Source organism: Lentzea aerocolonigenes (assembly GCF_000955955.1).
In the GTDB taxonomy this organism is placed as follows: Bacteria; Actinomycetota; Actinomycetes; order Mycobacteriales; family Pseudonocardiaceae; genus Lentzea; species Lentzea aerocolonigenes_A.
This window is the reverse complement of sequence record NZ_JYJG01000599.1, coordinates 1-4,451: the sequence shown is the minus strand read 5'-3', so window position 1 is coordinate 4,451 and position 4,451 is coordinate 1. Positions and strand designations below refer to the sequence as shown.

Below are 4,451 nucleotides of genomic sequence, written 5' to 3'. Positions count from 1 at the left end.
GTGGCTGGTGTCGGCGAAGTCGGCTGAGGCGTTGGCGGCACAGGTCGAGCGGGTCAGGGGCGTCGAGGCGGACGCGGTCGACGTCGGGTTCACGCTGGCGGGGCGGGCCCGGTTTGATCACCGGGCGGTCGTTCTCGGGGACGACGTGGTCATGGGGCAGGTCACGACCGCGGGCAAGACCGTGTTCGTGTTCCCCGGCCAGGGTTCGCAGTGGGTCGGCATGGGGCGCGAGCTCCTGGCCACCAACGAGGTGTTCGCCGGCAAGATCGCGGAGTGCGACGAGGCGTTGCGGCCGTTCGTCAGCTGGTCGTTGGTCGAGGTGCTCCGGGATGAGCTGGAGCTGGATCAGGTCGACGTCGTGCAGCCCGTGTTGTGGGCGGTGATGGTGTCGCTGGCCGAGGTGTGGCGCTCGTACGGTGTCGAGCCGCAGGCGGTTGTCGGGCATTCGCAGGGTGAGATTGCGGCGGCGGCCGTTGCCGGGGCGTTGAGCCTGCAGGACGCGGCGCGCGTGGTGGCGTTGCGGTCGCAGGCGGTGGACGAGGCGTTGTCGCGGCGCGGCGGCATGTTGTCGGTGTCGCTGCCCGTCGACGAGGTGCGGCCGCTGATCGCGCGCTACGGGGAGCGGGTCGCGGTCGCGGCGGTCAACGGGCCGCGGTCGACGGTCGTCGCCGGTGAGGTCGAGGCGCTTGCGGAGATCGTGGCCACGTGTGTCAACAACGAAGTGCGGGCGCGGATGATCGCGGTGGACTACGCGTCGCACACGCCGCAGGTCGAGGCGATCCGTGAGCGGGTGCTCAACGATCTCGCGGGCATCGAGCCCCGAACCGGCTCGATCGCGTTGTACTCCACGGTCACCGGCGAGCCGATCGACACCGCGGTCATGGACGCCGGCTACTGGTTCACGAACCTGCGGCAGACCGTCGAGTTCCAGAACGCCACGAACGCCTTGCTGCGCGACGGTTTCCGGTTCTTCGTCGAGCCCAGCGCCCATCCGGTGCTGACGATCGGTGTCGAGCAGACCGCCGCGGAGACCGACGTTGTGGTGCTCGGAACGCTGCGTCGCAACGAAGGCGGGCAGAAGCAGCTGCTCACGGCGCTCAGTCAGGCTCACGTGAGAGGGTTGAACGTCAAGTGGGACTTCAGCGGCGGCAAGCTGGTCGACCTGCCGACGTATGCGTTCCAGCGGCAACGGTTCTGGCCGGCCGGGCGAATCGGCTCCGGCGATCCGTCCGGGCTGGGCCTCAGCGCGGTCGAGCACCCGTTGCTCGGCGCGGCGGTCAGCGTCGCGGGCAGCGAGGACGTGCTGTTCACGTCGAGGCTGTCGGCGCACTCGCACCCGTGGCTGAAGGATCACGCGGTCAGCGGCACGACCCTGTTGCCCGGCACGGCGTTCGTCGAGCTCGCGGTCAGGGCCGGTGACGAGGTCGGCTGCGAGAAGCTCGACGAGCTCACGATCTCCGCGCCGCTCGTGCTGGACGGATCGGTGCAGCTGCAGGTCGCGGTGCGGGGTGGGGAGAACAGCCGGGCGGTCACGATCTACTCGCGCACCGAGGACGACGCGCCGTGGACCGAACACGCTTCTGGCACGCTGTCGAGCGGTAGCGCTATCAGTGACTTCGACGCGACGGCGTGGCCGCCGAGCGCGGAAAGTGTTGACGTCGAAGGAGCTTACGAGCACTTCGCGGACATGGGCTTCGAGTACGGGCCCGCGTTCCAGGGGCTGCGCGCCGTGTGGCGGGACGGCGACGACGTCTACGCCGAAGTGATGACCACCGAGGACACCGCGGGATTCGGCCTGCACCCGGCGTTGCTGGACGCCGCGCTGCACGCCGCGTTGCTCGCGAAGGACGGTGCGGGGCTGCCGTTCTCGTGGGAAGGCGTGTCGCTGCACGCCACGGGCGCGACGGAACTGCGGGTTCGGTTGCGTTCCACCGGGGACGCGATGGAGATCGCGCTCGCCGACACCACCGGCCAGCCGGTCGCCACGGTCGAGTCGCTCGTCGTGCGGCCGGTCGCGTTGCCGCGGAACGAGGTCGACCGCGACTCGCTGTTCCGGATCGAGTGGGCACCGGTCGTCTTGCCTTCGGAAGCAGCCGGGAACGTGGTCGTCGAGCACGTCGTCGGCGACGGCGATGTCATCGAGTCGACGCGGGCGCTGACGTCCCGCGTGCTGGCCAAGCTGCAAGAGTGGATCACGAGCGAACGCGCCGAGCGGCTCGCTTTCGTGACGCGCGAAGGAGATCTGGCCGGGCAGGCGGTGTGGGGACTAGTGCGGTCGGCGCAGACCGAGCACCCCGGCCGGTTCGTGCTGGTCGACGTCGACGACGATGCCGTTCTGCCGCAAGCGCTTGCTGCCGATGAACCGCAGCTGCGCATCAGGCAGGGACAGCTCCACGCGCCGCGCCTGACCCGTGCGGCGGCGGCACGGGAAGTCGTCTGGGAAAGCCCGGTGCTGATCACCGGTGGTGGCGGGCTCGGTGGCGTGATCGCGCAGCACCTCGTCGCCGAGCACGGTGTCACGGAGCTGATTCTCGCCAGCCGGAGCGGTAAGAAGCCGGACTGGGAGGTCGACGCGGCCGTCAAGGTCGTCAAGTGCGATGTCAGTGACCGCAAGGCGTTGCAGCGGCTGTTGAAGAAGCACACGGTGAAGTCCGTTGTGCACACCGCGGGCGTGCTGGACGACGGCGTGATCGAGTCGCTGACGCCCGAGCAGTTCGACACCGTGTTGCGGCCCAAGGTCGACGCCGCGTGGCATCTGCACGAGTTGTTGCCACAGGCCAGGATCGTGCTGTTCTCTTCCGCCGCAGGCATTCTCGGCGGCGCGGGACAGGGCAACTACGCGGCGGCCAACGCGTTCCTCGACGCACTTGCCCGGCACCGTCCGAACACGGTGTCACTGGCCTGGGGCACCTGGGAAGCCGCTGTCGGGCTCACCGGCTCGCTGACCGAGGCCGACCGGGAACGCCTGGTGCGCGCGGGAATGCCGCCGATCACCCCGGCGCAGGGCACCGCGTTGTTCGACGCGGCCGTCGCGACTGGCGAAGCGGTGCTGCTGCCCGCACGTCTCGACCTCGCGACGTTGCGGGCCCAGGGCGAGGTTCCAGCGTTGCTGCGCGGCCTGATCCGGACTCGCGCTCGCCGGACGGTCGCCGGCTCGGACGCCGCGACCGGACTGGCCGCCAAGCTGCGTCCGCTGGGTGAGGCCGAACGCCTCGACGCGCTGCTCGACGTGATCCGCACGCAGGTCAGCGCGGTGCTGGCGCTGGAGAGCTTCGACGCGGGGCGGGCGTTCCGCGACCTCGGCTTCGACTCGCTGACCGCTGTCGATCTGCGCAACCGTCTCACCGCGGTCACCGGGCTGCGGCTGCCCGCGACGCTCGTGTTCGACTACCCGACCGCGCACGTGCTGGCGGCGTTCCTCCGTGACGAGCTGTTCGGCTCGGACGAGGTCGCCGTTGCCACGCGGGCGGTTTCGGACGACGACCCGATCGTCGTGGTGGGGATGGCGTGCCGGTTCCCCGGTGGGGTGTCGACGCCGGAGGACCTGTGGCGGCTGGTGCTCGACGGCACGGACGCGATCTCCGAGTTCCCGTCCGACCGCGGCTGGGATCTCGACTCCTTGTTCTCCGGCAACGACATCGGCACCTCGGCGACACGGCTCGGCGGCTTCCTGCACGACGCGGGCGAGTTCGACCCGGCGTTCTTCGGGATGTCGCCGCGGGAAGCGCTGGCCACCGACTCGCAGCAGCGCCTGCTGCTGGAGACCGCGTGGGAGGCCTTCGAACGTGCCGGCATCGACCCGGTTTCGTTGCGGGGCAGCGACACCGGTGTGTTCGCCGGCGTCATGTACAACGACTACGCGCAGCTGCTCGGCGGTGAGTTCGAGGGGCACCACGGCACCGGCTCCTCGCCGTCGGTCGCGTCCGGCCGAGTGTCCTATGTGCTCGGTCTGGAAGGACCGGCCGTCACGATCGACACGGCGTGTTCGTCATCGCTGGTCGCGATGCACCTGGCAGCGCAGTCGCTGCGGACGGGGGAGTCGTCGCTCGCGCTGGCCGGTGGTGTCGCGGTGATGTCGACGCCCGCGACGTTCATCGAGATCTCCCGGCAGCGCGGCGTCTCGCCGGACGGGCGCTGCAAGGCGTTCTCGGAGGGCGCGGACGGCACCGGGTTCTCCGAGGGTGCCGGTCTGCTGGTGCTGGAGCGGCAGTCGGACGCACTGCGCCACGGCCACAACATCCTCGCGGTGCTGAAGGGCACCGCCGTCAACCAGGACGGCGCTTCGAACGGCCTCACCGCGCCCAACGGCCCTTCGCAGCAACGCGTGATCCGCGCGGCCCTCGCCGCGGCAGGCTTGTCACCCAACGATGTCGACGCTGTGGAAGCGCATGGCACCGGTACGTCTTTGGGCGACCCGATCGAGGCGCAGGCGCTGCTCGCGGTCTACGGGC

1 protein-coding gene is annotated in these 4,451 nt (G+C 70.2%); it reads left to right on the top strand.

The features are described 5' to 3' along the window. The coding region (locus UK23_RS47770) for a type I polyketide synthase (protein ID WP_045318512.1) at positions 1 to 4,451 on the top strand (4,451 nt) is incomplete at both ends.